Here is a 25,358-nt window from a genome sequence, read left to right as displayed (position 1 = left end):
TCACCCCTCCGACTCCGCTCGTTCCAGTTCCGCCAGTCGGTCGCGAGCCGCCCCAGTGGGTTGACAGACGAGCCTGCCGGCGCCGCGTGCCACCGTCTCCAGCAGCCACCGAACCACGCGCTCGGCGAGCGGGCCGCCGTCGGTGAGCGTGACGGCACACCGCCACGCCCAGTCGCGCCCCTCGGCGAGCGTGAGGAACGCCACCCGCTCGTCGAGTCGGCCACCGGCGGCGTCGAGGTCCGCCAGCCCGGGGGCGTACCGGTCGGCCAACAGCGCCTGCTCGACGTCGACGAGCGACGCGAGGATCGCGTTGACGGCGTCGTGGTCCGCGCGTCGCGCCAGTCTGGGGTCGATGCCCACCTCTACCAGTGCGAGCGCGAGGTCGTGAACGACGTGCGCGTTGATGCCCAGCAACGCGTCCTGCGTCACGAGCGTCTCGCCGGCGAGCGACGCGTCGAACGCCATGCGCCACGCGCCCGGCACACGGTCGCGCGCCCCTTCCTCGTACGCCAGCAGCGCCGTCCGGTAGCGGTTCGCGAACGCCGTCAGGTAGTCCGCGACCCACGGTGGGTCCCGGAACCGCTCGCCGGCGAGTTCGTGGCGAACCTGTGCGGTCACGGCGCCGTAGACGGTGAGGAACACCGCGCGGCGGTCGCCAGCGCGCGCCAGTCGGCGTTCGAGCAGCGCGAGTCGTCGCTGGGCATCGGCAGGGTCGGTGTACGGGTCGGCCAGCAGGTCGAGCAGGTCGACGCGACCCGTCCCCGGTGGGGCGTCCTCCCCGAACGCAGCAGCGGCCGCCCGGAGCGTCCGTGGCGTCACCGGCCCGAGCGAGGCGTGCATGCTGGGCGCGCGCGTGCTGGCGAGATAAAGCTACGTGGCGACCGCAGTCCAGTAACTTTCTGAAAGCGCAGGTTCTGGTTTTAGCCCCTCGAACGACGGATGCAATGTCGGAACAGACTGTTGCGGCCCAGCTGGTTGCACTGAGCGGCGAAACCACGAGCCCGGCGTACATCACCGACGCCGGCGTGTTCACCGAGTACGTGGCGGCCGACGACCGCTACCTGTTCGTCTACCGCGAACACGGCATCGAGGCGGGCGTCGTCGAGGTGACGGCCCTCGAGGACCTCGACCGGTCCGACTGGGCTGTGCGGGCGTTCGCGCTCGCCGGCCAGTACGACCGCGATGCGTACGCCGAGGTGGTGAACGTCCCCGTCGACCTGCTGGTGACGGCGACGCCCCTCCGCGAAACGGACTTCCCGCTGTCGGTCGTGAAGGTGCTGGCGGTCGACCCCGACTACCAGTCGCGGGGCATCGGGAGCGAACTGTCGGCCATCGTCGCCGCGGAGCTGTTCAAACACCCGCCGGTGGTGACGATGCTGTGGCTCCGTGACAACCCGGCGAACGTGAAGATCGCCGAGAGCTACTCGGAGTTCATCCTCGCGCGGTTCGACGACTACTTCCCGGACGACTGGCAGTGCCCGGACTGCGGGCTCGAGAACCCGTGTACGTGTAGCGTCGCGATGTACGGCTGGTTCGCGGACGGTCGCGGTCTCGACGAGGAAGAACGTCCGGTGGTCGCAGAGGCGAGCGACTGAGCCGGGGACTCACTCGACGAACCGCTCGGGGACCCGCGTCTGGAGCGGGTGTGGGAGTCGCGGCACGAGCCGTGCGGCGAGCCACGCCCAGAGCGACGCCAGCGGCTTGCGGAGCATGACGTAGCCTGCCGAGAAGACGAGCAGCGCGGCCACCGCCTGCGGGAGGTGGCCGTCGAACACCAGGAGTGGCGGCGCCGCGAACAGCCCCGCGACCAGCAGGTCCTCGGGGGCGCCGTCGTAGCGGACCCATCGCTTCGGCTGGAGCCAGCGACCGTGGTAGTGGCTGTAGACGGCGCGGTCGGAGGTGGCCTCCCACGGCCGGAGTTCGAGCCCACCGCCGAACGCGTCCATCACGGCGTGGAGTGCCGCGCCCGCCAGGAACCAGGCGGCGGCGACGGTCGCGACCGTCGGCACCGCGACCGCCAGCGCGGCCGCGAGCGCCGCGCTCGCCGGGTAGTACACCGGGAAGTGGAGGGTACGCCGGTGGTCGCCGTAGATGTCGAGGTCGGGGAACAGGCCCCCGAGGCCAGCCGCGACGACCGCGACCAGGGCGAACTCGGGGGCGACGACGGCCGACAGCGTCGCGAACGCGACCGCTGCCAGCACGTGCGTCGTTGCCATCATCGAACACCAGTAACCGGTTCTCGAATAAATGGCTGCCGTGTGTCGCTGTGGCACGCTTCGGCGGGCGGTTCTTAAGGGCTGGCGGGGTAGTTCCCGTGGATGCGTCGCCTCCTCTCGTCCGCGCAGGCCCGGACGGCGAGCCGACTGTTGCAGTTGGCCATCGCCGGCATCTTCGTGGTTGGGCTGGCGACCCGGAACCTCAGCGTGGTCGTCAACGCCGCGCTGGCGCTCGGCGTGACGTTCCTACCAGCACTACTGGCCCGCGACTTCGACATCCGGGTCGACGCCGGGCTCGTCCTCCTGCTCACGGTCGCGCTCTTTCTCCACACGCTCGGAATGCTGGGGCTGTACGCCGGCGTCTGGTGGTACGACCACGTCACGCACACGCTCTCGGCGATGCTCGTCGCGGGCGTCGGCTACACCGCCACGAAGGCCGTGGACCACTACTCCGACGCCATCTACCTCCCCCGTCGGTTCCTCGCGCTGTACATCGTCCTGTTCACGCTCGCGGCGGGCGTGTTCTGGGAGGTACTGGAGTTCCTCGCCCGCGAGTTCGTCGTCGGGCTGGGGTTCGACCCGGTGCTGGTCCAGTACGGGCTCGACGACACGCTCGTCGACCTCGTGTTCGACACGGTGGGGGCGCTCGTCGTCGCGCTGTTCGGCACCGAGCGGTTCGACGACCTGTCGGACCGCGTCACCGAGTGGCTCGTGACCGAGTGGTCGTGACGCACACCCCACGTGGCCGACTCACACGTCGCGGTCGACGACCCGCACGTCCGGCGTCTCGATGTCCCGTTCCTCGAACGCGTCGAGCGCCCGCCGGGTCACGTCCGACTCGAACAGGAACTCGTCGCGGAGGTCGTTGACGTACGCCTTGCCCCGGATGGTGCGGTAGAACGGCCCGTCCTCGACGAGCACGGTCACCGGGCGGGTCTCGGTGAGGTAGAGGTACTGCGAGGTGAGACACGCCTCCTCGACGATGGCCGCCGCCTGCTCGTGGTCGGCGTCGGTCGCGACGTGGAGGTCGACGACGACCTGCATCTCGGCGTTGCCGGCGTTCGCGTTCGACAGCGACCCGGTGAACAGCGCGTCGTTCGGCACCGCCACCTCCGAGTCGTCGGGGGTGACGAGCGTCGTCGACCGGAGCCCGATGTCGGTCACCTCGCCGTATCGACCCGCGATCTCGACCTTGTCGCCCACCTGGTACGGCCGTTCGAGGACGAGCACGACCCCGCCGACGAGTTCGGCGAACAGGTCCTTGAGGCCGAAGCCGATGGCCGCACCCGCGAGCCCCGAGAGCGCGAGCACCTGCGTCGAGGTGAGGTCGAGGACGAGCCCCGCCACGGTGTAGACGGCCACGCCGTAGACGAGGAACTTCGAGATGGGGCTGAGCGTCTTCACCGCGATGCGCCGGCTACCGGCTCGCTCAGCAACGTTCGTGAGCACCACCGCGAGCAGCTGGGCGAGGAGGTAGGCGACGAGTAGCGTGACCGCCGCCGACAGCAGCGTCCCGACGTCGAGCGCGACCCCTTCCAGCCCGGTCTGGCTCACGCGAACCGCCTCCGCTCGGTGAGCGCGGCGGCCCGCGGGACGGCCTCCGGCCGGAGCTGCACCGTCCCGTCACGCTCGACGAACCCGGCTCGCGACAGCGCCCGGAGCGTGGCGGCGTCGGCCGCCGCGACCCGTGCCAGCTCCTCGCGGACGACCCGGCGTTTCGCGAGCACGATGCGCAGACAGAACGCCTCGCTGGCGGTCAGGTCCGCGCCCGAGACGGGGTCGGTGAGGTCGGTCGGCGAGACGGTGTCCGCCTCGCCGACGGCGCGGTCCCAGACGGCGAGTGCGACCCCCGGGTTGCCGTTCGAGACGCGTTCCAGTTGCTCGAACACGGCGGTCTCGGGGGGGTCGTCGGCGGCCTGCTGGGCGAGGAGGTACTCGCGGTTCGGGCGCGGGTACGGGAGCGTCACCGACCGCCCTCGAACCGAGAGCGTGGTCTCCGCTCGCTCGAACGGGCGGACGGCCCCAACCTCGTCGGCGACGGGCGTCGCCGGCGTCCCCTCCCGGTCGACGAGCGTGGCGAGCGCCTCGGCGTCGACGCCCGGCAGCGCCAGCGTCGTGTCGAACGGGCGGTCGGCCTCGCGGGCCAGCGCGAGGTAGCCCCACGCGTAGCGGTTCCAGCCGGTGACGACGAGCGCGTCGCTGGCGGCGACCCGGCCGAGGAACGCGTCGAGGCGGTCGAACCCGCCGACGCGCCGCTCGAACAGGTGGTGACAGCCGGTGACGACGAGCGCGCCGGAGTCGGGCACCTCGGGGGCCTCGTCGCCGGGATCGAGATCCACTCGGTCGGCGCCCGTCTGCTCGACGGCGAACCCGAGGACGGTGTCGCGGCCCGCGTACGGCGCGGCGACGACGGCGACCGTTCCGGTCCCCTCGTCGAGTGCGCTCTCGAACGTCTCGTAGCCGTCCGTGGCGTCGACCCCCAGCGTCGCCAGGTCGAACCGCGGGCCGTCTTCCCCCTGCATCGACTCGGGAGACGGCCGGCCGGGAGGTATAACCTCGGGTGTCAGCCGTGGCGCCGCTCCCACGTGTAGTAGAAGACGAGGGCGACCGCCGCCCCGACGACCAGCCCCCGCGTCAGGCTCTCGGTGAGCGGGTCGCCGGTCAGCGTGCCGACGGCCGCAGCGGTGAGCGTCGCGACGAGGAAGACGACGAACGCCTCGGTGACGGACGGGACTCGGTCGAAGCCATACTCGCCTGACGGTGTTCGGAGGAAAAACCGTGTGGCAGCGCAGTCGACGCCGGTTGTCACGTCGGCGTCCGCGCAGCCGACGCCGGTTGCTACTCCGCCGTCCACTCAGTCGGCGGCGAGTTCGTCGCTCCCGTCGAGCGAGACGAGTTCGTCGACGTCCGGTATCTCCGCGTCGGCGTCGGTGATGATCTCGATGCGCCGCGAGAGCTTGTCGCGGGCGTACGTGACCAGTGGCACGGGGTTGACGAACTGGTCGTCGTAGGTGACGATGGCCGCGACCTTCGGCATCAGGCTCTGGAGCGTGTCGCGGACGACCTGCGGGTCGACGCCGTCCTCGGCGATGTGTTGTTGGACCTTGTGCATCCCGAAGCCGACGTGGCGGCCCTCGTCCGAGCGGATGTAACTCAGTCCCGAGACCAGCCCCGGGAGGTGTGGCACCTCCGGCGCGTCGTCGACGATGAGCTCGTCCATCGTCTCCTCCTGGAACGCGCTCGTCAGCCCGAAGTAGCCGGTCTGTGCGAGGACGCTCTCGACGACGAGGTGGTAGTGACAGTACGCCGTGACGCGGTTCTCGGGCGTGTCCGCCTCCAGCAGGCGGTGCATGGAGTCCTCGACGGCGTCGAACAGCTCGACGTACTCGTCCATGAAGTAGCGGTCGTCGGTCGGCATCGCCGGCTCCCAGCCCCGCTCCTCGCTCACGGGGATGAGCACGTCCCGCCAGTAGCGGTCGAAGAACTGGGTGTGTTTCGCCTCCTCGTAAATCTGCGAGGAGATGAACATCTGGTCGTCGATGCTGTCGAGCACCATCGAGAGGGGTGCGAGGTCCTCCGTGACGGCCTCCTCGCCCGCCCCGAACAGTGCGAGTCCCTGTGCGAGCCCGTCGGAGTCCTCCTCGTCGAAGTCTGCCTCCAGGAGCGCCTGGCGGTCGCGTTCGAGCAGTTCCTCGGGGATGTCCTCGTAGGGGTCCCAGTGGTTGTAGACGGCGTGACGGAAGTAGCCCCCCGACTGGCTGTCGGGGTCGAGACGGAGCGACCGGGTGGCGTCGGCGTATCGGCTCATGCCAGCCGTACCATGTCAGCATATCCCATTGTCGGTGTCGCCGCCGTTCGGCGGGTCGTATAAGTGACCAGGTGATTGCCGGTCGCCGTCGCGGCCGACGGCGGCAGGATTATATCGGGCGCGTGGACAGTTCCGGTATGCGTCAGGCCATCTTCGCCGCGGCCCCGCCCGAGGGGTTCCACCCGGTCGACAAGGCCGTCGCGGAGGAGCCGTCCGTTCGACGACGCTCCATCGAGGCCATCAGCCTGCTCGACGACGGCACCTGCACCGTCCTGTATCGGGTCGACGGCGACATCGACCGCGCCGAGGAGATTACCCGCTCGCACCCGTCGGTTCACGACCTCGCGGTCCACCGCGTCGGCACCGACAGCGCGCTGTCGTTCATCCACCTCGACGCCACACCGGTAATCGAGGCGTTGCTGCGTATCGCCCGCCGCGAGGCCATCGTCGTCCGCACCCCCATCGAGTGTCTCTCCGGTGGTGGTGTCCAGATAACCGTCATCGGGAGCGACAAGGCCATCGGCGATGCCGTCGCCGCCGTTCCCGACGAACTCGACGTCCACCTCGAACGGTTCGGCGAGTACGAACCCCGCCCCGAGGAGGATTTCTTCGCGAGCCTCACGCCCCGGCAGCGAGACACGTTCGTCGCGGCGATGGAACTCGGCTACTACGAAGTGCCGCGACGAACGACCCACGAAGAACTCGCCGAGGAACTGGGGGTCGCGCGGAGTACGGTCGGCGAACACCTCCGCAAAATCGAGGCCCGGGCGCTGTCGACGCTCGCACCGGCGCGGTTCACGAGCGGGTGGGAGCACAGCTGAACGGGCGCCATCGACCGGCACACGACGGCCTGCTGCTATTAAATGACCCGCACAACGGCGGGAGAAGTGTCAGGTGCGACGGGTCGATGTGTGGGAACGTATGACCGACCTCCTCTTTCCGAGTCAGGCCTGGTTCACCGAGTATCGCGAGCGCATCAACGCCGACGACGAGTACGCCGAGATGGCGTCCGACTGGGGCGTCGGGTTCAACGGCGACCTCGTGTTCGAGATGACCGACATGCCGCTCGACGAGCTCGACTACGACGCGCTGCCCGAGGAACTCCGTGCCGAACTCGAGGAGTACGTCGACGAGGAGACGGGCACGGGCTACGCGCTGCTCGGGCTCGAAGGGGGAACGTGCACCAGCGCGGAGTTCATCGCCAGTCTGGAGGACGTGGAGTACGGCTTCGTCATGAGCGCGACGTTCGACGTCTGGAAGGACCTCGTCTCGGGCAACATCGGCGCCATCGACGGGATGATGTCCGGCCAGTTCGAGCTGGAGGGCGACATGCAGAAGATCCTCCAGCACTCGGGGTCGGCGGCTCGCCTGACGGAAATCTCCACGCAGCTCGACGCGACGTTCGTCGACGAGGCGTTCTGAGCCGGGGTGGCCCGCCCTACCCGCCGGTAATCCGGTGCTACAGCGAGTAACCGACTGCTAACTATCCGCCTCTCGCGCGGACTCTCCCCGATGCGCTACGACACCATTCTCGTCCCGTACGACGGGAGCGACGGGGCGAACCGCGCGGTCGAACACGCCTTCGACCTCGCCCAGCAGTACGACGCCACGGTCCACGCGCTATTCGTCGTCGACACGCGGAGCTTCGGCGAGCCGGCGCTCTCCAGCGTCGAACTCGTCGTCGACGAGGTGGAAGACGAGGGCCACCGCCTGCTCGACGCGGTGGCGGACCGCGCCGAGGCACAGGGCGTCCAGTTCGAGTCGCTGCTCCGGCACGGCGTTCCACACGACGAGGTCGTCGCCCGAGCCACCGATATCGACGCCGACCTCGTGATAATGGGGTTTCACGGTCGCACCCACGACAGCCGCATCGGAAGCGTCGTCGAGCGGGTGGTCCGCGACGGTGGTCGACCCGTACTGGTCGCCTGATCAGCGAGTGAACACGGCGTCGAGCCCCCGGCCGAGCGCGAGCGCCGCGGCGAGGAACGCGAGGAAGCCGACGGCGATGCCGCTCCACTGGGCGACGCTCAGCGGAACAACCGAGAAGAAGGTGTTGAGCGGCGTGTAGACGACCGCGAGCTGGAGCGCGAGCGTCACGGCGACCGCGCCGACGAGCCAGGGGTTCGACAGCAGCCGCTGGCCGTGGCGTGCCCGGATGACGGCGATGCGCACGAGTTCGATGACCACGAGGAACGTGAACAGCGTCGTCTGGGCGACGACCGGCTCGCGGGTCGCCGCGAGCGTCGTGAAGAACAGCCCCAGCCCCGTGACCGTCATCAGGCCGCCGATGCCGAGCACCGAGGCGGCCATCCGGCGGTCGATGACCGGCTCGTCGCCGTCTCTCGGCGGGCGCTCCATCGTGCCGGCGGCCGTCGGGTCGGCGGAAAGCGCCAGCGCCGGGAGCCCGTCGGTGACGAGGTTGATCCACAGCAGCATCACGGGCGTCAACACGAGCGCCGACGCCGCCCCGCCGAACAGGTCGGGAAACAGGAAGCTCCCGACGAGCACGCCGACGAACACGACGAGCACCTCGCCCGCGTTCGCCGACAGCAGGTAGTTGACGAAGGTGCGGACGTTGTCGAACACGCGGCGGCCCTCCGCGACGGCGTCGCGGATGCTCGCGAAGTTGTCGTCGACGAGGACGATGTCCGACGCCTGTTTCGCCACGTCGGTCCCGCGCTGGCCCATCGCGATACCCACGTCGGCGTTCCGGAGCGCGGGCGCGTCGTTCACCCCGTCGCCAGTCATCGCGACCCGGTGGCCGTTCGCCTGGAGCGCCTCGAGGATGCGGACTTTGTGGACCGGGGCGACCCGGGCGAACACCTCGACGTCCTCCACGGTCTCGCGGAGTTGGGCGTCCGAGCGGTCGTCGATGTCGCGCCCCGTCATCGCCCCTGTCGGGTCGAAGCCGATCTCCCGGCCCACGGCCGCTGCCGTCGCGAGGTTGTCGCCGGTCGCCATGACGACCCTGATGCCCGCACGCCGACAGTCTGCGACCGCGTCGGGCACCTCCTCGCGCGGCGGGTCGAGCATCCCCTGGAGGCCGAGAAACGTCAGCTCGGACTCCAGACTCTCGTCGTCGCTCGCGGGGTCGACACCCCGCTTGCGGGCGAACGCCAGCACGCGGAGCGCATCGCCCGCGAACGCCTCGACGGCGTCGCGAATCGCCGCCCGCCGCTCGTCGGTGAGCGCGACCACCTCGCCGTCGTCGAGCGCGTGGGTGCACCGTGCGAGCACCTCCTCGGGCGCGCCCTTGGTGTAGGCCGTCGGCTCGCCGTCCCGAGACGCCGCCGGGTCGCCGTCGACGACGACGGTCATCAGCTTGCGCTCCGAGGAGAACGGTACTTCTGCGAGGCGAGTCCCGACGGGGTCGACACCGGCGGTACGGCCCGCGTCGAGCAGGGCGATCTCGGTGGGGTCGCCCTGGTAGCCGTCGGTCGTCGCCTCGGCGTCGTTACAGACGACGCCACACCGGAGGAGTGGGTCGAGCGCCGACGGGTCGACGGGGTCGCCGTCACGGCTGAGCCCGTCGTCGTCGCGCTCGTAGACGCGACCGCCGAACCAGAGCCGCCGGACGGTCATGCGGTTCTCGGTCAGAGTGCCGGTCTTGTCCGTGACGACGACGTCGACGGCGCCGAGGCTCTCGACCACGGGGAGCGTCCGGACGAGCGCGTTCTTCCGGTACATCTGTCGGGCCCCGAGCGCGAGCGTGAGCGTCACGACCGCCGGGAGCCCCTCGGGCACGGCGGCGACGGCGAGCGTGATGGCGACGAGCGCGACCGACAGCGGTGCCGCGTTCGTGAACAGCAACTGGACCGCCGCGAGCACGAGGATGACGGCGACGACGCCGAGCCCGATGCGACGGCCCAGCCGGTCGATGTCCGCGGTGAACGGTGTCTCGCGGTCCTCGGCGGTCGCGAGCTGGGTGGCGATGTCGCCGACCTCGGTGTCCATCCCCGTCGCGACCACCACCGCTCGCCCCCGGCCGTAGACGGCGGCGGTGTTCATGTAGGCGCAGTTCGCCCGCTCGGCGAGCGGCGTGTCGGGGTCGAGCGGCTCGGCCGTCTTCGTGACGCTCGCGGACTCGCCGGTGAGCGCGGACTCGTCGGTCGTGAGGCTGTGACTCTCGACGAGTCGAGCGTCCGCCGGCACCGCGTCGCCCTGCTCGAGGACCACGACGTCGCCGGGGACGACCTCGCGGGCGTCGATGCGCGTCCGGTCGCCGTCGCGGACGACCGTCGCATCGGGCGCTGAGCGGTCACGAAGTGCGGCGAGCGACTGCGCGGCCCGGTAGTCCTGGACGAACCCGAACACACCGTTGCCCAGCAAGATGAGCGTGATGAGCACCGCGTCGACGTACTCCGGTTCCTGGCCAGGGAGCAGGCCGACCGCGAGCGACAGCCCCGCCGCGAGGACCAGCAGCCCCACGAGCAGGTTGGTGAACTGCGAGAGGAACAGCCGGAGCGCCGAGACCTCCTCGCCGTCGTGGAGTTCGTTGGGGCCGTGCTCCTTGAGTCGTCGGGCGGCCTCGTCGCTCGAGAGCCCGTCCGGGCCGGTGTCGAGCCGATCGTACACGTCCTCGGCGTCGACCGCGTGCCAGGGTCGCTGCTCGTCGGTCGAGCCTTGTTCGACGGTGGACGGTGTCGTGCGCATCACCGACCGCCCCTGTAGTGGGGGGCACGTGTCCGCGACATTGTCGGGGGTGACGTGCTTGTGTGACAATACGTTGTTGCCGTCCGTTCACTCCTCCCGGTGCCGCTCGTCGAGCCCGCGAGCGGCTTCCACGTGTTCGGTCAGCCGCTGGACGAACCGGGCGGCGGGCGCACCGTCGACGACGTCGTGGTCGAACGTCACGGTGAGACTGAGATACTCGCGAGTCGTGAGTTCCCCGTCGACGATGTGCGGCTTCGTTCCGATGCCACCGACGGTCAGTTGCAACGTGTAGTTCGTCGGGCTGATGGCCCAGCCGTTGCCCGTCCCGAACATCCCCACGGAGGTCACGGCGACCGTGCCGGCGAGTTGCGTCCACTGCCGGGGAAACAGCTGCGGAAGCCGCCACAGCTGTCGCCGGACCACACCGGGCAGTCGCGATGCCAGCGAGCGCCACCGCGACGGGGGGGTCGTATCGGGCGTCGTCTGTACCCGGCGAATCTCGTCGTGAATCGACCGAACCGACCGCCGGTTTGCGGCCCGCACGACGTGGGGGACGCCGACGCGCTCGCCGTCGACGGGTCGCTCGACCAGGACGTTCACGTCGACGTCGTCGAACTGGTGGACCCGCCCCCGACAGTCACGGTACGCCTGGACGTGTGGGTGCTCGTCCACGGCTGCGCCCAGCGCGGCCACGAGGAACGCGGTGAACGAGAGCTGCTCGCCCGTCTCGTCCTCGATGGCCTGGATGCGCCGCCGTGCCTCGGTCACGTCCACCTCGACGAGCCCGTGGACGTTGCTCCGTCGCCCGGCCATCCGCATGTAGTCGACCGTCAACTGCCGTTGCGGGGAGAGTCGCTCGGGGATGGGAGAACGGGTGCTCATACGGATAGAAGGACGCCCGACGAGAAATCCGTACGCCCTGGGTGGGATACCTCGCGACTCGAGGGGCGCCGGTCTGGGGTCGCTACTTGTACGCCGCCTCGCCGGTCAGCTCCTTCCCGACGATGAGTTTCTGAATCTCCGTCGTCCCGTCGGGAATCGTCATCACACGGGCGTCGCGGTAGTAGCGTTCGAGTCGGTTCTCGGTCTTCAGGCCCTCGCCACCCCACACCTGCAGGGCGTCGTCGGTGACGTTCTTCGACAGCTCACAGCAGCGACCCTTGGCGAGCGAGGTGAGTCGGCGGGCGTCGAGCGACCCCTCTTCGAGCGCCTCACGTGCCGTCCGTGCCAGGCCGCGGGCACACTCCAGGTCGGCGTTCATGTCGTACAGCTTCTCCTGGACCAGTTGGTGTTTGCCGATGGGCTTGCCGAACGTCTCCCGGTCGGTCGCGCGCTCGCAGGCCTCTTCGAAGGCGGCCTCCATGATGCCGATGGCCATGTACGCCATCCCCGTCCGCATGAACGAGAACGTCGCGTTGAGCGGTTTCTGGGTGGCGAACAGGTCCGTGACGCTCTCGGGGAACGGGACGATGTCGGTCATCTGCTCGCCCTCTGCCATCGCGTTCGCGATGATGTTCATCAGCTTGTTCTCCTCTGGCACCCGAACGTCGTCGAAGTACATCGTGGCGTTGTTGACGCCCTTCCACCCGAGTTTGTCGAGCGTCTCCGTCTCGAACGGGCTGTTCTCCGCAGAGACGAGGAACATGTCGGAGGCACCCATCTGCTCGTCGTGGGCGACGACGAGCGCCACGTCACAGATGCCGCCGTTGCCGACCCACGTCTTCGCGCCGTTGATGACGTACTCGTCGCCGTCCTTCTCGGCGACCGTGTTCGGTCGGGCCGTGTCCGATCCGCCCTCGGGCTCGGTGACGGCGAGACAGCCGATACACTCGCCGCGCTGGAGTTTGTCGAGTTCGGTCGCCTGCGTCTGCTCGCTCGCGTAGCGGACGAACAGCGAGGGGAACGACATCTGGATGGCGACGTTCAGCGAGGGCCACACCCGGGAAATCTCTTCACTCGCGACCGCGAACCGCGGCAGGTCGCCGAAGTATCGGGGCGCCGTTTCGGGGTCGAATCCGACGCCGAGTTCGCGGAGGTCGTTCAGGTACCCGAGGAGTTCCTCGCGGCTCATCGGGCCGTTCGCGTCGGCCTCGTCCACGATGGGGTCGATCTCCTCGTTCAGGTACTCGCGGAGGTCCTGGCGGAACTGCTCGGTGTCGCGCTCGTCGGTCACTGCCTCGCTCATACCTGCTCTGTCCGACCCACGGCCCACGACCGTTGCCCGTGCAATCTGCGGCCGTTTATATTAGAAGTCCGCGGCAGACCGGTTCATCAACACTGCCCGGAGCACCGTGTCCTCCGCCCGGCGGATGCGCTCGGAGGCGGCCTGCTGGCTGATGCTGAGGTCTTCGGCGATCTCGGTGAGGGTGATGCCGCGGCGGACGCCGAAGAAGCCACCCTCGACGGCGGCGACGAGCGCCGTCTGCTGCTCGGGCGTGAGGTCGAACGTGTAGGTGGCGTCCTGGTCCTCTTCGAGCGGTAGATGCGCTCGACGTGGAACTCGATGCCCTCGTCCATACAGCGGTTGTGAAAGTCGCGGAGCCCTCGGTGGTCGTTGAAGCGGAGGCGGAACAGCCACGGGCTGTTGCCGTGCGCTTCGAGGATGGTCGCGTTGCTCCCGCTCAGAATCTCGGTGAGGTTCTGAGCGGTCTCGCCCCACGTGACGTGGTAGAGGACGCGGTCACCGACGCGGGCGACGGCGACCAGTTCCTCGACGAGTTCGTCGGCCCGCACCTCGGCTTCGAACGCTTCGAAGTCCGTCCCGCTGGAAGAACGGCATCACATCACCCCCCAGCGGGACGACCCGCTCGAGTTCGATGTGCACGCCACCGCCGACCTGGGTGATGCGTCCGAGGTCGAACCCGGTGGCTGGTATCGTGGGCTCTGTGATTACACCCATAATCCACTTATTACGACCGATTGCTGCTTAAAATAGTGCGCTCCGGCGCCGTACCATGTCTCGGTGACGGCACAGTCGTGTCCGTGTCGCCGTGGCGGCTCAGCCGTACAGTTCGGCGATCTCGTCGGCGTACTCCTCGCGGAGGACGCGGCGCTTCTTCTTCATCGACGGCGTCAACATTTCGTTGTCGGCGGTCCACTCCTCGGCCACCAGTCTGAAGCCGCGGACCCGCTCGTGTTTGTCGAGCGTCGCGTTCACCTCGTCGACCGTCTCGTCGAGCCACTCTCGGACGCGGTCGTCGGCCACGAGCGCGGCGCGGTCGTCGGGCAGCGAGACGCCCTTCTTCTCGGCCCGCCGCCGGAGCGCCTCCACGTCCGGCACGATGAGCGCGCCGAGGAACTTCTCGTCGTCACCGAGCAGCATGGCCTGGTCGATGAGGTCGGTGGCGACGAGGTCGTCCTCGATGGGCTGGGGCGCGACGTTCTTCCCCGTGTCGAGCACGACGAGCTGCTTGAGCCGGTCGCGGTAGATGAGGTAGCCGTCGTCGTCCTGCTCGATGATATCGCCAGTGCGGAACCACGGCCCGTCGAACGCGTCGGCGGTCGCCTCCGGCTTGTTCAGGTAGCCCTCGAACACCTGCGGCCCCCGCACGAGCAGTTCGCCGATGTCGCCGTCGGCGCTCGCTTTCGTCTCCGGGTCGACGACCGACGGGTCGAGTTTCACCTGCGTGTCGGGCACCGGCGGGCCGAGCGAGCCGTGTTTCGGTGCCTCGGCGGGACTCGTCGCCACGACGGGCGAGGTCTCCGTCAGCCCGTACCCCTGATTGATGGGCATCCCCATGCCGTCGAACAGCTCGGTGAGTTCCCGCGGGATGGACCCCCCACCCGAGATGAACGCGTCGATGTTGCCGCCGAGCTCCTCGCGAATCTGTGAGAAGACGAGCCGGTCGGCGACGGCGTGTTTCGCCTTCAGGAGCGTGCCGGCGTCCTCGGGCTCGCGCTTCACCGCGCCGTAGTCGCGGGCTACGTCGATGGCCCACTCGAAGATGCGACCCTGGATACCGTCGGGCGCCTCCTCCTTGATCTGACTGTAGACGCGCTCGTAGAGCCGGGGGACCGAGGTCGCGCCGTTCGGTCCGACGAGCTTCAGGTCCTCACCCACCGTATCGGTCGACTCGGCGTACGCGACGGTCCCGCCGGCGGCGAACATCGAGAAGTGGCCCGCCGTGCGCTCGAAGACGTGCGCGAGCGGGAGGAACGAGAGGACGCGCGTCTCCGCGTCGATGGTCATCAGGTCGTCGTCCTTGTCGGGGCGGGGGCCGAACCGCTTTCTGACCTGTGCAACGTTCGACCGGAAGTTGCGGTGCGTCAACTGAACGCCCTTCGGCTTGCCCGTCGTCCCCGACGTGTAGATGATGCTCGCCACGTCGCTCGGCTCGCTCGCAGCGACCCAGTCGTCGTAGTCGTCGGTGCCCGCTTCTTCACCGAGTTCGTACACGTCGGCGAGCATGTAGACGTCCTCGTGGTCGGACTCGTAGTCGTCCATCACGACGACGAACGAGAGGTCGAGGTCGTCGCGCACCGAGAGGACAGTTTCGGCCAGTTTGCCCGAGCCGCATATGACGCCCGTCGCCGAGGGGTCAGAGAGCAGGTACTGGACCCGCTGGGGCGACGATTCGGTGTAGACCGTCGTGACGGTCGCCCCCGCGGCGAGCAGCGCGAAGTCGGTCTGGGCCCACTCCGGGCGCGTGTTCGCGTGGATGCCGACGCGGTCGCCCGCCTCGACGCCCAACTCCCGAAACCCCGCGGCGAGCCGCTGCACGATGGCGTGTAGCTCGTCGTAGGTGAGCGACGCGAACTCGCCCGGCGGGGCAGGGTCGAACGCGACGCCCGCCAGCGAGCGGTCGACGACGCCCCCCTTGTACCACTGGGCGTCGTTGTCACCGTGTCTTCGAACACTCTCCTCGAACAGTTCCGGTATCGTCCCCTCCTGGGTGACGTAGTCCTCGTAGGCGCGCTCTGCCTCGCGCCAGTTGCCGTCCATACAGAGGGGCTACGCTCGCACCCCAACGGACTTCTGCCGCGTATCTACGGGACTTCTTATTTGCACCGTGTTTAAAACAGCCGGGCCGGGACGGCAGAAGGGTTTTTTCTGTCGCTGGTGGACTCCTCCGGTGTGCGATTCATCACGTTCCTGCTCGTGCCCCCTGACGGGCAGTTCCACCCCATCGAGGCGTCGCTCGATGCCGCCGGCCTCGAGCGGCGGGCCATCCACCGGTTCCGGCTGCTCGACGACGGGACGGTCGTCTCGCTGTACGAGCTCCAGGGCGACCGCGAGACGGCCCAGACGGTGCTCGACGACCACGAGGCGGTGGTGTCGGCGTCGACGACCGCGCTCGGCGAGCGCGTGTTCGCCCACACCCAGTTCACGCCGAACGCGCTGCTCGAACGCATCTACTCGATTCCCCAGAACCACGACCTCGTGCTCGATATGCCGATGCAGTACGCCGACCGTGGGGCGCTGCGGGTGACGGCCATCGGCGAACTGGAGACGTTCCGCGAGGCGATGGGAGCGATGACCGAGGAGGTTCGGTTGCGCCTGTTGGGAACGGGCGACTACGTTCCGACCGACCACGGGCTGTACGCGCAGTTGACCGAGCGCCAGCGCGAGACGCTGCGGGCGGCGGTCGAGGCCGGCTACTACGAGGAGCCACGGCAGGCCAACTACCAGGACATCGCGGACCGCCTCGATATCTCTACGGGGACGGTCGGTGAGCACCTAAGAAAGATCGAGTCGACGGTTCTGAAGGGCGTGCTGCCTCAGAGGTAGTCGCGGTCCTTCATCCCCTCGATGAGGTCGTCGACGAGCTCCTCGACGGTCTCGTAGGGGTAGTCCGCCTCGCCGGCGGCCTTCTGGTTGAGCTCCATCGCGGTGATGGTCTCGTCGCCGATCTCGAACTGCGTCGCCGGGCCGTTCGGGAGCGCCGGGACGAGGTCCATCGGGCTGTTGACGGGGTAGTTCGCGCCTTTGAACGCCTCGGTGAACTGCTCGCGGACGTTAGCTTCGTCTGCCATTGCGTCTCACCCTCTGGACGCGACTCCCCTGGAACTATCGCCGCTACTGTGCGGGGCTTTATATGCGCTACCGCTTCGCGGCGACCGGTGCGCGGTCGACCTCCGCCACCTCGCGGAGCACGCGCGCCTGGATCTTCCGCAGGTGTTCGCCGACAGTGCCCGCCGAACAGTCGAGGGCGTCGGCCACGTCCGCTTGGGTCGCCGTCCGCGGCGTGTCGTAGTAGCCACACTCGACGGCCGTCGCGAGCACCTGTCGCTGCCGGTCGGTGAGCACGCTCGCCATCGAGTCGGTCGCGGGCTCGTACTCGCCGGCGCGCTCCAGCGTGACGATGAGCGAGTCGGGGATGCCCTCGGCGGCCTGCCGGATGGCGTCCTGGTGGCCGGCGACCCGCACGCGGAGCGCGTCGGTGCCGACGAATTCGAGTGGGGGCTCGATGGTGAGCCGGTGTTCGGAGATGAGTTCCAGCAGCGTGGCGACCGGGTCTCGTGGCTCGAAGTGGACGCGAGCGTGGAACGCGTCGTCGTCGTCGCCGGCGTCGAAGATGTCGTACGAGCACACCGGCTCGGCGGCGTCGAGCGTCTGGCGCATCGCGCCGCGGTCGCCCGTGAGTCGGTAGAGCGTCACCCCAGTGCCGTCTCCCAGCAGGTCGAGGTGGAGCAGGGCCTCCGGCTCGACGGTGGGCGGTGCCTCGCGGCCGACGAGTTCGAAGGAGCCGTCCCGGCTCCGCAGGAGGAACCGCGCGTGTCGCATAATCCGACGGTCCGACCACGACCGCTTAGGTCGACTGCCGGATGACTCCGACGATATTTATACCGTGGGCGGAGCCACCGCCGGCGGACGGGCCGCGGGGTCGTCAGGTCACTGCAATCTCGATTGCACTCTGGACTACGTTTTTGCCCACGGCTTCCCACTGACCGATCGATGATCCGTCCCACTCGCTCGGGGCTCGCTCGTCGGTCGGTTTTGCGACACGAGCCCGCGACCCGCCCGCCTGCCGTGGGAAAGGCTCAACAGCCCACATAGACTACAGCCGCCGTGGAACGCAGTCGTGTGGTTTCGGTCCTCCTGGCCCTGCTCGCGGTACTCGCCATCAGCGTCGCGGCCGCCACCATCGACGAGCCGGGCGGCGGCTCCGGCGGCTTCGGCGCGGGCGACACCGGGAGCGCCGGCATCGGCAGCGAGCCGTTCGCCATCGACTTCTCGCCCGACGACCCCACGAGCACGTCGCCGCCGGGCTGGCTCGTCGAGTGGTTCGGTCGCCTCCTGTTCCTGCTGTTCGCCGTCGCGAGCCTCTACACGCTCTATCAGTTCTACCGCCAACACGGCCTGCGGGGAATCGCCACCGTCGCTGGTATCGGTGTCGTCCTCGCCGGCTTCCTCTACCTCCTGCTCCAGTCCGGTGGGGGTGGTGACGGGCTGAACCGCGGCGGTGGGAGCGCGAACAACACCTCGCTCATCCCTGCCGGCGGCGTCCCCGGGGGGAGCGAGGCCGCGGTCCCAGCGACGGACCCACCGACGGTGCTTGCGGCGCTGTTCTGCCTCGCGCTGCTCGCCGCGGGTCTCGTTCTCGTGCGCGCGACGGGTGACGACGAGTTCACCCCCGAACCCGACCCGCTTCCGGACGAGGGCACGGACGTGCAAGCGGTGGGCCGCGTCGCTGGCGAGGCCGCCGACCGCATCGCCCGCGGCGCGGTCACGGACAACGAGGTCTATCGGGCGTGGCGCGAGATGACGGGCCACCTCGACGTGGCGAACCCGCAGTCGAGCACGCCGAACGAGTTCGCCGCGGCCGCAGTCGACGCCGGGATGGCCCGCGAGGACGTCGAGGCGCTCACCGAACTGTTCGAGGCGGTCAGATACGGCGGTGCGGCCGTGACCGAGGAACGCGAGCAGGCGGCGCTCGACGCCCTCCGGAACATCGAGGCGGGGTTCGCGTGAGCCGGGTACTCGTCGTCGGGGCGGTCGCCGCGCTCGGCGGCCTCGTCGTCGTGTTCGTCCCCACGCTCGGTGTGGGGCTGCCGCTCTCGTACGGGGCGATTCTCGCCGTCGGCGGGCTGGCCCTGCTCGTCGGGCTCGCGCTCGTCCGCAGTCGGCTCGACACCGACCGCGACACCGCCACGCTGCCCGCGGTGGAGTCACCGCCCGACCACCCGGTGCCGGGCGACGAGTTCGACACGGCGCTCGCGGCCATCGCCCCCCGGCGTGACCGGGCGAACGACGCGGCGCGCGCCGAGATACGCGAGCGGCTGGAGGCCGCGGCTCTCGCCACGCTCGCGCGGGAGGGCCACCCGCGCGAGGTGGCACTCGACATGCTCGACAGCGGCGAGTGGACGGACGACCCCGTCGCGGCGGCGTTCTTCGCGACCGAGCCGGTGGACTCGACGGAGGCGTCGTTCGGCGAGCGACTCCGGAGTTCGGTCTCCGGCAGCTACTCGTTTACCGTCCAGGCGAAGCACGCCGCGCACGCCATCGCCCGACGGGCGGGGGTTGGCGATGAGTGAGCCGGTCGCGGACCCCGCCGACCGCACCACTCCCGAGACGGTCGACCGCGAAACCAGCCGCTGGGTCGGGGTGGGTGCCGTCGCGCTCGTCGCCGCCGCGCTCGGCATCGCCGTCGCCCAGCCCGCGCTCCTGCTCGCGGGTGGCGTCGGCGTCGTCTTCGTCGCCTACGCGGCGGTCGCGGCCCCGCCGACGGGCGCGCTCGAACTCGTCCGAGAACTCGACCGAACGGACGCCGCGCCGGGCGACCTCGTGACCGTGACCGTCCGGGTGCGGAACGTCGGTGACTCGACGCTCCCGGACGTGCGGCTCGTCGACGGCGTTCCGCCGGGACTGAACGTCGTCGAGGGGTCGCCGCGGCTCGGGACGGCGCTGCGACCCGGCAAGCACGCGACGCTCCGCTACACCGTCGAGGCGACGCGGGGGGCCCACGAGTTCGACCCCGCGACCGTCCTCCTCCGGGGGTTCTCGGGGGCCATCGAGCGGGAGACGACCGTCGAGACCAGCGAGCCGACGCAACTCACCTGCGTCCCGACGCTCTCGACGGGCGTGCCCATCCCGCTGCGCGCACAGACCACCCAGTACACGGGGCGCGTGGCGACCGACACGGGCGGCGCCGGGACCGAGTTCCACGCCGTCCGCGACTACCGACCGGGCGACCCCATCTCGCGTATCGACTGGCGACGGGCCGCCCGCACGGGGGAGTTCGCCACCGTCGAGTACCGGCAGGAGCAGGCCGCCACCGTCCAGCTCGTCGTCGACACGCGCGAGGCGGCGCACGTCGGCTCGGAGGACGGCGCCTCGGCCATCGAGCGGTCGGTCGCCGCGGCGGGCGAGGCGTTCACCTCCCTGCTGGCGACCGGCGACCAGGTGGGGCTCGTCGCGTACGGCCCGACCGACGCCTTCCTCCAGCCCGGCGCCGGCGACGAGCACCGGGCCCGCGCCCGCCACCTACTGGCGACGGACCCCGCGTTCGCCGCCACGCCCGCGGACCGCCCGTTCTACGCGAGCATCCGGCTCGACCGCCTGCGGCGGCGGCTCTCCCCGGAGACGCAGGTCGTCCTCTTCTCGCCGATGACCGACGAGTACATCCTGAGTGTGGCGCGACGACTCGACGCCTACGGGCACCGCGTGACGGTCATCTCTCCGAACCCCTGTGACTCGGGGTCGCCGGGACGCGCGCTCGCCCGCGCCGAGCGCGACCTCCGGTTGTCGAACCTGCGGGGTGCGGGCATTCGGGTCGTCGACTGGGGCGAGGAGTCGCTGGCGACGGCGATTGCGGAGGCCCGAACGAGGTGGTCGGCGTGACGGCCGACTCGGAGGGCGCGTTCGTCGCCGGCCCCTCGAACGTCGGGCAGGGGCTCACGCTCGCGGCGGGGCTGGTCGCTGCGCTCGCGCTCGCGCCCGTCGTCCCGGCCATCGGCATCGGGGTCCTCGCCACCGGGCTGTTCGCCTACGCCCTGCGCGAGCAGTCGCGCCGGACGCTCGGGGTCGCCGTCGCCGTGCTCGTCGTCGGCCTCCTCGTCGGCGGGGTGTATGGAACGCCCCCCGAACTGCTCGTAATCTCGGCTGCTGCGACGGTGCTGGCGTGGGACGTCGGTGACAACGCGCTCTCCGTCGGCGAGCAACTGGGCCGCCGTGCCCGGACCGAACGGCTCGAACTCGTCCACGCCGCGGCGAGTCTCGCCGTCGCCGTGGTCGGCGCAGCGTTCGTCTACGGCGTGTTCCGGGTGGCGGGCGGGGGGCAGCCCCTGCTCGCGGTGTTCCTCCTGTTGTTCGGCGCCACGCTCATCGTGGCTGTGTTGCGGTGATGACTGCTCCGCTTGTGGCGTCTCGGATGTAACCACCTCGAAAGCCCCCGGTCGCTCGTCTGCTCGACTCGCTGCGCTCCTCGGGTCGGCACGGAGTGCCGACACCTGCGGTGCTTACTTCGTCTCACCACGACGAGCGACCGGCCCCTTTCAGTCCCACCGCATTGCTAGGTTGGTCACGCGACGTGGGTGGGACTGAAAGGGGCGACGCGCTACGGGAAGCCCGGCGATGCAAGCACCGGAGGTGGTGAACCGAGCGTAGCGAGGTGAGCCCCGAGGAGCGCAGCGAGCCGCGCGACCGTAGCGCGTCGGGGCTTTCGAGGTGTCGTCACCTGCGTTCCCGTCATCGTTCCACCCCGCAGTGTCACCTAGCCGTTTTTCCTGCCCGGCGCCCAATCAGCGGCAATGCCCGAACGCCTGGACCTCGAACACGACCTCCCCGACGCGCTGCGCGAGGCGGTGCGCGACGAGACCCGGAGCCTGGGGACGCTCTACAACGCGGTACAGGACCTCGACGACGCGACGTTCGCCGAGCGGTTCGAGTCCGCACACGCAGCCTTCACGGACGCCCTGACGGGGACGGACGCCGACTTCGTCATCGCGGTCGTGGGCATCGAGGTGTCCGAGGACCCGACGGACATGATCGCGAGCGGCGCCCTCCTCTCGGTCCACGAACCGAACGACGACGGGAGCGTGAAGGACCTGCTGTTCACCGGTGACGCCGGGATTCCGGACACGGTCGTCATGCTCCCGATACGTCCCGCCGACTGTCCGCCGGACTCCGGCGAACAGGCCAGCGACCTCTCGATGTCGGGGTTCCGGGAGGTGCTGGCGGCGATGGTCTACATGCGGTTCAACCTGCTGCAGAACGACCTCGACGCCTACCGGGATTCGTACCTCCGGCCCACGGTGCGGGGGCTGGAGGCGTACGCCGACGCGGCGCTGTAATGTCGCTCGCCATCGCCCACTTCGCGTTCGGTGCGGCCATCACGGTACTCGTCGTGACGTATCTCGTTCCCGGCGTTCGGTATCCGCGACTGGTGGCGCTGCTCGGGGGCGTGTGGGCGATGGTGCCGGACGTCCACTGGGTGAGTCCGGTCGCGGCCGCACAGCTGAAGGCGATACACGGCTCCCCTGTGGTCGACGTGTTCTTCCTGCATCACACGCTCGACGCGCTCGACGCGGGCGACTCGAAGGTCGTCGGGGCGGCGCTCGTCGGTCTGCTGGTCGTGGCGACGGCGCTCGCCGAACGTCGAGAGTATCGGGCGCTCGAACGGGTCCGAAACCTATCGGGGTAGGGTGGCGTGGGCGGTGCGTCTCGACGGCGTCTGCGTCACGTGAGGGAGTCGACGACGCCCTCGAAGACGCCCTTGGGAAGGTGGTAGATCTGCTCCGCGCCGCTGATCGAGCTGACCTGCTTCACCAGCACGAGGTCGTTCTCGACGTACTCCATCCCCGGCTGCTCGACGTACTTCGCTTCGTACCTCGGCAGCCGGAACCCGTCCTCGTCGTCGACGAAATCACGAATCGTGGTCCATTCTTTGCTATTGAGTCTCGATTTAACGTCAGATTCCATTCTGGGTGAACGGATAGATGACTATGTGGTAAATCTACCGTTGGTTTTGAATAACGTCTGGTGTAGCTCCTTATACGCTTCCTGATAACCCTAGAGCGTCGGGACCGGTACCTCGTCGAGCGTCTCGCGGATGACTCGCGCCTTGGCCACGTCTTCGACTTTCGCGTCGGGCGTGAGGACGAGTCGATGGGCGAGGACGGGGACCGCCACGTGCTTCACGTCGTCGGGGGTGACGTACTCGCGGCCGAGGACGACCGCTCGCGCCCGGGAGGCCTCGAACAGTCGCTGGGTGCCGCGGGGTGAGACCCCGACGGCGACCCGGCGGTCCGCTCGCGTTCTCCGTGACAGCTGGGCCATGTAGTAGAGCAGGTCCTCGTCGACGCGAATCTCCTCGGGCGCCGCCCGGATGGCTCGGACGCGCTCGGGGTCGAGCACGCGCTCGACCGACGGCGAACGCTCCGCGCGGCCCGCGCGGAGGCGGAGCAGTTCGACCTCGCCCTCCTCCTCGGGGTAGCCCACGGCGGTCTTGACCACGAAGCGGTCGAGCTGGGCTTCGGGAAGTGAGAAGGTCCCCTCCTGCTCGACGGGGTTCTGCGTCGCGATGACGAGGAACGGCTGGGGCAGGGGATGGGTGTCGCCGTCGACGGTCACCTGCTCCTCCTCCATCGCCTCGAGGAGCGCGGATTGCGTCTTGGGGGGTGCGCGGTTGATCTCGTCTGCGAGGACGACGTTGGCGAAGATGGGGCCCTCGCGGAACTCGAAGCTGCGGTCGCGTTCGTTGTAGACGTGCGTTCCCGTGACGTCCGAGGGGAGGAGGTCGGGGGTGAACTGGACGCGCGAGAACGAGAGGCCGAGCGCCGTCGCGAGCGAGCGGGCGGTGAGGGTCTTGCCCGTTCCCGGAACGTCTTCGAGGAGGACGTGGCCGCGGGCGACCGCGCCGATGATGACGGTCTCTAAGAACTCGCGGTCCGCGATGACCGCCTCACCGACGGCGTCGAGGACGGCCTGACAGTCGGCGCTTGCCGCGTCGATGTCCATATCCGGATGCCGTACGGGGACCGTTTATTCCTGTCGGGGCTCGTCGTCGAGGTCGAAGAACGACCGGACAGCCGTGTCGAACTCGCGAGCGCATACCCGGCCGTTCATGACGGACGAGCAAGGGGTTTGCGTGGCGCCGAACCGTAATCCCTAAAGTCGCCACCGGCACAGTACCAGGTGAGCCGAGGTAGCCTAGCCCGGCCAAGGCGGCAGATTCGAAATCTGCTGTCCTCACGGACACGTGAGTTCAAATCTCACCCTCGGCGCTTCTACCGCGAACCACGCTTCGAGCACCGCGTAGCGTGTGCTCGAAGTCGTGAGCGGGGAGCGCCGCGTGAGTTTGAACTAGGGAGCGACTGCGAGGCGCGAGCGAAGCGACGCGCCTCGGCACGGAGCGACCGTAGTTCAAATCTCACCGCTCACTCCAGGGTGATGTCCCGCTCCGGTCGTATCTGGAGAACTCTGCCGACTCCTCGCTACTCGACGCGCGGGTCGCCCGTCCGGTCGCGGGCGAGCCCGCCTCTGAAGGCGATCCACGCGAGCACGCTCACGAAGAGAATCGGGGGGAGGATCATGAACCCCCACAGCGGGTCGAGTCCCCACTCGAGCAAGAGCACGACGTCCGCCAGTCCGAGCAGGAGGAAGGGGAGCATGGCGTAGAACGCCTGCTTACGGCTCAGCCCCTCGCCGTCGTCGGTCATACCCGGACTCGGGGCCGAACGAGTAAAAACCGCGCGGGACGTGAGTACGAGAGATAATTTCACCCAAAAATACTTGTATCAAGCCTCCATCACCTCATCTGCGGACGTTGGCCACCCCCCGAGTTCTCCCCCCGGACTCGGTGTTCCCCCCCACTGGCGGCTGGCGTCCACTCCGTCTTTCGGCTCCCTGCGCGGGAGCATTCTCCCCATCGTTCCCGAAACGCCGAGCGTCGGCCGTCTCAGCGCCCTTCGAACTCTGGGTCGCGGCCCTCGATGCGTGCTTCGAACCCCTCGCGGTAGTCGCGGGTCGAATCGAGTTCCTTTCCCAGCGCGCGTTCGAGCGCGAGCCCCTCCTGTAGCGGCGTCTCCAGTGCCGCGTTCAGCGCCTTCTTCGCGTTGCGCATCCCGAGCGGGGCGTTCTCGGCGAGCCGGTCGGCGAGCGCCTGTGCCGCCTCGTCGACCTCGTCGTCCGGCACCACGTCGTTGACGAGTCCACACCGTTCGGCGTCCTCGGGCTCGATGAACTCCCCAGTCAAGACGAGTTCTTTGGCCGTCGCGAGTCCCACCAGTCGGGGCAGTCGCTGGGTTGCCCCACCGTGGGGAAACGTCCCCAGTTGCACTTCGAGGACGCCGTACTTGGCGTCGGCCCCGAGGATTCGGAAGTCACAGGGGAGGGTGAGTTCGAACGCGCCTGCCGGGGCAGCGCGCTTGATGCCGGCGACGGTCGGCGCGTCGGTTCCGTCGAGCGTCGAGAGGAGCTCGGGGAAGGCGTCGCGGGCGACGTCCGACGCCTCGTCGACTCGCTCACGCATCATGTGGAGGTCCATCCCGGCACAGAACACCTCGCCCGTGCCGAGCAGCGTGATGGCGCGCACGTCACCGTGGGCGTCGGCCTCGGCGATGGCGTCGCCGAGGTCCGCCAGCAACTCGACGGTCATCGCGTTGCGCTTCTCGGGGCGGTTCAGTCGCACGTCCGCGCGGTGGCCGACCACGTCGAGCGTGGCGAGGCCGCTGCCTACCTCGTGCATGGCTTCGAGTCCGACCGCGGCACCAAGAAGGTGAGCCACGGGTTAGCACAGCCT

Annotated in this window: 29 protein-coding genes and 1 tRNA gene; 13 read left to right on the top strand and 17 right to left on the bottom strand. The window is 69.2% G+C overall.

All coding sequences use genetic code 11. The features are described 5' to 3' along the window. The gene (locus NL126_RS02875) at positions 1-840 is read right to left on the bottom strand and encodes a DUF5995 family protein (RefSeq protein ID WP_255197405.1); all 840 of its coding nucleotides are present in this window, start codon (positions 838-840) and stop codon (positions 1-3) included. A gap of 104 nt (positions 841-944) precedes the next feature. Between NL126_RS02875 and NL126_RS02870 the strand changes: the two genes are divergently transcribed. After that, complete coding sequence (locus tag NL126_RS02870; RefSeq protein ID WP_255197404.1) at positions 945-1,595, top strand: GNAT family N-acetyltransferase; 651 nt, start codon at positions 945-947, stop codon at positions 1,593-1,595. A gap of 9 nt (positions 1,596-1,604) precedes the next feature. On the opposite strand, the gene NL126_RS02865 is transcribed toward NL126_RS02870, so the two are convergent. Next, positions 1,605-2,219, bottom strand: a complete 615-nt coding sequence (locus NL126_RS02865; protein WP_255197403.1) for a metal-dependent hydrolase — start codon at positions 2,217-2,219, stop codon at positions 1,605-1,607. 99 nt (positions 2,220-2,318) lie between these two features. Here NL126_RS02865 and NL126_RS02860 point away from each other — a divergent pair, with 99 nt between their 5' ends. Next, complete coding sequence (locus NL126_RS02860) at positions 2,319-2,945, top strand: DUF2238 domain-containing protein (RefSeq protein WP_255197402.1); 627 nt, start codon at positions 2,319-2,321, stop codon at positions 2,943-2,945. 21 nt (positions 2,946-2,966) lie between these two features. On the opposite strand, the gene NL126_RS02855 is transcribed toward NL126_RS02860, so the two are convergent. Genes NL126_RS02855 through NL126_RS02840 form a run of 4 tightly spaced genes read right to left on the bottom strand, consistent with a single transcriptional unit; the run spans position 2,967 to position 6,024 of the window. After that, positions 2,967-3,770, bottom strand: coding sequence for a mechanosensitive ion channel family protein (locus NL126_RS02855; RefSeq protein WP_255197401.1), 804 nt, complete (start codon positions 3,768-3,770; stop codon positions 2,967-2,969). Further along, positions 3,767-4,738 (bottom strand): hypothetical protein, encoded by a 972-nt coding sequence (locus NL126_RS02850; RefSeq protein ID WP_255197400.1) that lies wholly within the window; start codon positions 4,736-4,738, stop codon positions 3,767-3,769. The genes NL126_RS02855 and NL126_RS02850 overlap by 4 nt, the downstream gene beginning before the upstream one ends. A gap of 41 nt (positions 4,739-4,779) precedes the next feature. Further along, a complete protein-coding gene (locus NL126_RS02845; protein ID WP_255197399.1) occupies positions 4,780-5,025 on the bottom strand; it encodes a hypothetical protein in 246 nt (81 codons plus the stop codon). Positions 5,026-5,070: 45 nt separating this feature from the next. Then, positions 5,071-6,024, bottom strand: coding sequence for a ferritin family protein (locus NL126_RS02840; RefSeq protein ID WP_255197398.1), 954 nt, complete (start codon positions 6,022-6,024; stop codon positions 5,071-5,073). A gap of 137 nt (positions 6,025-6,161) precedes the next feature. Between NL126_RS02840 and NL126_RS02835 the strand changes: the two genes are divergently transcribed. The 3 genes from NL126_RS02835 (at position 6,162) to NL126_RS02825 (ending at position 7,953) form a co-directional block, all read left to right on the top strand. Then, the gene (locus NL126_RS02835; RefSeq protein WP_255197397.1) at positions 6,162-6,845 is read left to right on the top strand and encodes a helix-turn-helix domain-containing protein; all 684 of its coding nucleotides are present in this window, start codon (positions 6,162-6,164) and stop codon (positions 6,843-6,845) included. A 100-nt stretch (positions 6,846-6,945) separates the two neighbouring features. Next, on the top strand, positions 6,946-7,446 hold the full coding sequence (locus NL126_RS02830; protein ID WP_255197396.1) for an SCP2 sterol-binding domain-containing protein: 501 nt from the start codon (positions 6,946-6,948) through the stop codon (positions 7,444-7,446). A 90-nt stretch (positions 7,447-7,536) separates the two neighbouring features. Beyond that, complete coding sequence (locus NL126_RS02825) at positions 7,537-7,953, top strand: universal stress protein (protein WP_255197395.1); 417 nt, start codon at positions 7,537-7,539, stop codon at positions 7,951-7,953. On the opposite strand, the gene NL126_RS02820 is transcribed toward NL126_RS02825, so the two are convergent. The 5 genes from NL126_RS02820 to NL126_RS02800 all read right to left on the bottom strand — a co-directional run bounded on the left by NL126_RS02820 (position 7,954) and on the right by NL126_RS02800 (position 15,619). After that, positions 7,954-10,677, bottom strand: coding sequence for a cation-translocating P-type ATPase (locus NL126_RS02820; RefSeq protein ID WP_255197394.1), 2,724 nt, complete (start codon positions 10,675-10,677; stop codon positions 7,954-7,956). Between the two features lie 87 nt (positions 10,678-10,764). Then, a complete protein-coding gene (locus NL126_RS02815; RefSeq protein ID WP_255197393.1) occupies positions 10,765-11,559 on the bottom strand; it encodes a 2-oxo acid dehydrogenase subunit E2 in 795 nt (264 codons plus the stop codon). 82 nt (positions 11,560-11,641) lie between these two features. Beyond that, entirely contained in the window at positions 11,642-12,862 is a 1,221-nt protein-coding gene (locus tag NL126_RS02810) for an acyl-CoA dehydrogenase family protein (RefSeq protein WP_255197392.1), read from the bottom strand. 60 nt (positions 12,863-12,922) lie between these two features. After that, complete coding sequence (locus tag NL126_RS02805; protein ID WP_255197391.1) at positions 12,923-13,255, bottom strand: helix-turn-helix domain-containing protein; 333 nt, start codon at positions 13,253-13,255, stop codon at positions 12,923-12,925. Between the two features lie 420 nt (positions 13,256-13,675). After that, complete coding sequence (locus NL126_RS02800; protein ID WP_255197390.1) at positions 13,676-15,619, bottom strand: AMP-dependent synthetase/ligase; 1,944 nt, start codon at positions 15,617-15,619, stop codon at positions 13,676-13,678. A gap of 132 nt (positions 15,620-15,751) precedes the next feature. On the opposite strand from NL126_RS02800, the gene NL126_RS02795 reads away from it, so the two are divergent. Next, positions 15,752-16,405 (top strand): helix-turn-helix domain-containing protein, encoded by a 654-nt coding sequence (locus tag NL126_RS02795; RefSeq protein ID WP_255197389.1) that lies wholly within the window; start codon positions 15,752-15,754, stop codon positions 16,403-16,405. On the opposite strand, the gene NL126_RS02790 is transcribed toward NL126_RS02795, so the two are convergent. Both NL126_RS02790 and NL126_RS02785 read right to left on the bottom strand, forming a co-directional pair. Further along, on the bottom strand, positions 16,396-16,650 hold the full coding sequence (locus NL126_RS02790) for an MTH865 family protein (protein ID WP_255197388.1): 255 nt from the start codon (positions 16,648-16,650) through the stop codon (positions 16,396-16,398). The genes NL126_RS02795 and NL126_RS02790 overlap by 10 nt on opposite strands. Before the next feature lie 67 nt (positions 16,651-16,717). Further along, positions 16,718-17,401 (bottom strand): helix-turn-helix domain-containing protein, encoded by a 684-nt coding sequence (locus NL126_RS02785; RefSeq protein WP_255197387.1) that lies wholly within the window; start codon positions 17,399-17,401, stop codon positions 16,718-16,720. A gap of 285 nt (positions 17,402-17,686) precedes the next feature. Here NL126_RS02785 and NL126_RS02780 point away from each other — a divergent pair, with 285 nt between their 5' ends. The 6 genes from NL126_RS02780 (at position 17,687) to NL126_RS02755 (ending at position 22,259) form a co-directional block, all read left to right on the top strand. Next, the gene (locus NL126_RS02780) at positions 17,687-18,589 is read left to right on the top strand and encodes a DUF4129 domain-containing protein (protein ID WP_255197385.1); all 903 of its coding nucleotides are present in this window, start codon (positions 17,687-17,689) and stop codon (positions 18,587-18,589) included. Next, the gene (locus NL126_RS02775) at positions 18,586-19,152 is read left to right on the top strand and encodes a DUF7269 family protein (RefSeq protein WP_255197384.1); all 567 of its coding nucleotides are present in this window, start codon (positions 18,586-18,588) and stop codon (positions 19,150-19,152) included. The genes NL126_RS02780 and NL126_RS02775 overlap by 4 nt, the downstream gene beginning before the upstream one ends. Further along, the gene (locus tag NL126_RS02770; protein WP_255197383.1) at positions 19,145-20,458 is read left to right on the top strand and encodes a DUF58 domain-containing protein; all 1,314 of its coding nucleotides are present in this window, start codon (positions 19,145-19,147) and stop codon (positions 20,456-20,458) included. The genes NL126_RS02775 and NL126_RS02770 overlap by 8 nt, the downstream gene beginning before the upstream one ends. Beyond that, positions 20,455-20,961 (top strand): DUF7519 family protein, encoded by a 507-nt coding sequence (locus NL126_RS02765; protein ID WP_255197382.1) that lies wholly within the window; start codon positions 20,455-20,457, stop codon positions 20,959-20,961. The genes NL126_RS02770 and NL126_RS02765 overlap by 4 nt, the downstream gene beginning before the upstream one ends. A 405-nt stretch (positions 20,962-21,366) precedes the next feature. Then, on the top strand, positions 21,367-21,909 hold the full coding sequence (locus NL126_RS02760) for a hypothetical protein (RefSeq protein ID WP_255197381.1): 543 nt from the start codon (positions 21,367-21,369) through the stop codon (positions 21,907-21,909). Continuing rightward, a complete protein-coding gene (locus NL126_RS02755; RefSeq protein WP_255197380.1) occupies positions 21,909-22,259 on the top strand; it encodes a hypothetical protein in 351 nt (116 codons plus the stop codon). Before NL126_RS02760 ends, NL126_RS02755 begins: the two co-directional genes overlap by 1 nt. A gap of 35 nt (positions 22,260-22,294) precedes the next feature. On the opposite strand, the gene NL126_RS02750 is transcribed toward NL126_RS02755, so the two are convergent. After that, positions 22,295-22,537: a hypothetical protein gene (locus NL126_RS02750; protein ID WP_255197379.1), complete on the bottom strand. Its 243-nt coding sequence runs from the start codon at positions 22,535-22,537 to the stop codon at positions 22,295-22,297. A gap of 90 nt (positions 22,538-22,627) precedes the next feature. Continuing rightward, the gene (locus tag NL126_RS02745; RefSeq protein ID WP_255197378.1) at positions 22,628-23,575 is read right to left on the bottom strand and encodes an AAA family ATPase; all 948 of its coding nucleotides are present in this window, start codon (positions 23,573-23,575) and stop codon (positions 22,628-22,630) included. A gap of 181 nt (positions 23,576-23,756) precedes the next feature. Here NL126_RS02745 and NL126_RS02740 point away from each other — a divergent pair. Continuing rightward, positions 23,757-23,841 (top strand) — tRNA-Ser (locus NL126_RS02740). A gap of 210 nt (positions 23,842-24,051) precedes the next feature. Here the strand turns inward: NL126_RS02740 and NL126_RS02735 are convergent. Then, positions 24,052-24,276, bottom strand: a complete 225-nt coding sequence (locus NL126_RS02735) for a DUF8142 family protein (protein WP_255197377.1) — start codon at positions 24,274-24,276, stop codon at positions 24,052-24,054. 239 nt (positions 24,277-24,515) lie between these two features. Then, positions 24,516-25,304 (bottom strand): enoyl-CoA hydratase/isomerase family protein, encoded by a 789-nt coding sequence (locus NL126_RS02730; RefSeq protein WP_255197376.1) that lies wholly within the window; start codon positions 25,302-25,304, stop codon positions 24,516-24,518. Positions 25,305-25,358: the final 54 nt, after the last annotated feature.

The organism is Halorarius litoreus (assembly GCF_024362405.1).
Classification (GTDB): Archaea; Halobacteriota; Halobacteria; order Halobacteriales; family Haloarculaceae; genus Halorarius; species Halorarius litoreus.
The sequence above is the reverse complement of the archived record's forward strand: the minus strand, read 5'-3'. Positions and strand labels throughout refer to the sequence as shown.

Coding starts and splice junctions, on each gene's coding strand:
- NL126_RS02750 (WP_255197379.1), bottom strand. CDS start 22,537: ATGGAATCTGACGTTAAATCGAGACTCAATAGCAAAGAATGGACCACG.
- NL126_RS02755 (WP_255197380.1), top strand. CDS start 21,909: ATGTCGCTCGCCATCGCCCACTTCGCGTTCGGTGCGGCCATCACGGTA.
- NL126_RS02790 (WP_255197388.1), bottom strand. CDS start 16,650: ATGGCAGACGAAGCTAACGTCCGCGAGCAGTTCACCGAGGCGTTCAAA.
- NL126_RS02745 (WP_255197378.1), bottom strand. CDS start 23,575: ATGGACATCGACGCGGCAAGCGCCGACTGTCAGGCCGTCCTCGACGCC.
- NL126_RS02840 (WP_255197398.1), bottom strand. CDS start 6,024: ATGAGCCGATACGCCGACGCCACCCGGTCGCTCCGTCTCGACCCCGAC.
- NL126_RS02835 (WP_255197397.1), top strand. CDS start 6,162: ATGCGTCAGGCCATCTTCGCCGCGGCCCCGCCCGAGGGGTTCCACCCG.
- NL126_RS02815 (WP_255197393.1), bottom strand. CDS start 11,559: ATGAGCACCCGTTCTCCCATCCCCGAGCGACTCTCCCCGCAACGGCAG.
- NL126_RS02800 (WP_255197390.1), bottom strand. CDS start 15,619: ATGGACGGCAACTGGCGCGAGGCAGAGCGCGCCTACGAGGACTACGTC.
- NL126_RS02875 (WP_255197405.1), bottom strand. CDS start 840: ATGCACGCCTCGCTCGGGCCGGTGACGCCACGGACGCTCCGGGCGGCC.
- NL126_RS02735 (WP_255197377.1), bottom strand. CDS start 24,276: ATGACCGACGACGGCGAGGGGCTGAGCCGTAAGCAGGCGTTCTACGCC.
- NL126_RS02870 (WP_255197404.1), top strand. CDS start 945: ATGTCGGAACAGACTGTTGCGGCCCAGCTGGTTGCACTGAGCGGCGAA.
- NL126_RS02825 (WP_255197395.1), top strand. CDS start 7,537: ATGCGCTACGACACCATTCTCGTCCCGTACGACGGGAGCGACGGGGCG.
- NL126_RS02770 (WP_255197383.1), top strand. CDS start 19,145: ATGAGTGAGCCGGTCGCGGACCCCGCCGACCGCACCACTCCCGAGACG.
- NL126_RS02730 (WP_255197376.1), bottom strand. CDS start 25,304: ATGCACGAGGTAGGCAGCGGCCTCGCCACGCTCGACGTGGTCGGCCAC.
- NL126_RS02830 (WP_255197396.1), top strand. CDS start 6,946: ATGACCGACCTCCTCTTTCCGAGTCAGGCCTGGTTCACCGAGTATCGC.
- NL126_RS02865 (WP_255197403.1), bottom strand. CDS start 2,219: ATGATGGCAACGACGCACGTGCTGGCAGCGGTCGCGTTCGCGACGCTG.
- NL126_RS02860 (WP_255197402.1), top strand. CDS start 2,319: ATGCGTCGCCTCCTCTCGTCCGCGCAGGCCCGGACGGCGAGCCGACTG.
- NL126_RS02850 (WP_255197400.1), bottom strand. CDS start 4,738: ATGCAGGGGGAAGACGGCCCGCGGTTCGACCTGGCGACGCTGGGGGTC.
- NL126_RS02760 (WP_255197381.1), top strand. CDS start 21,367: ATGCCCGAACGCCTGGACCTCGAACACGACCTCCCCGACGCGCTGCGC.
- NL126_RS02785 (WP_255197387.1), bottom strand. CDS start 17,401: ATGCGACACGCGCGGTTCCTCCTGCGGAGCCGGGACGGCTCCTTCGAA.
- NL126_RS02810 (WP_255197392.1), bottom strand. CDS start 12,862: ATGAGCGAGGCAGTGACCGACGAGCGCGACACCGAGCAGTTCCGCCAG.
- NL126_RS02820 (WP_255197394.1), bottom strand. CDS start 10,677: ATGCGCACGACACCGTCCACCGTCGAACAAGGCTCGACCGACGAGCAG.